The 262-nt window shown below is 66.8% G+C and carries 1 protein-coding gene; it reads right to left on the reverse strand.

Annotation, left to right across the window (positions count from 1 at the left end; genetic code table 11):
- Positions 1 to 232 (reverse strand): hypothetical protein (locus SB658_RS24905; protein WP_410603083.1); only part of this gene is annotated, 232 nt, incomplete at its 3' end.
- Positions 233 to 262 lie beyond the last annotated feature (30 nt).

Here is a 262-nt window from a genome sequence, read left to right on the forward strand (position 1 = left end):
GTCCGACTCGCGACGGCGGAGCGGCGGTGACATCGAATCCGCGGGCCATCATGCCGACGACGGCGTCGCGCATCGCCTCGTCGCCTTCCACCGGTGTGACAACGAGTTCGGACAGGGCTTCTGCGGTCGGGACGACCACCTGATACGGGCCGTCCGCATCCGTCGGATACATCGTCCGCAACGCCTCGTGACGGGAGAACACATCCGTCACCGCAGCCCGGAACGCCTCCACATCCAACGCCCCTTCCAAGCGCAGAGCCAT

This window comes from Bacillus sp. SIMBA_008, from assembly GCF_046535495.1.
Classification (GTDB): domain Bacteria; phylum Bacillota; class Bacilli; order Bacillales; family Bacillaceae; genus Bacillus; species Bacillus subtilis.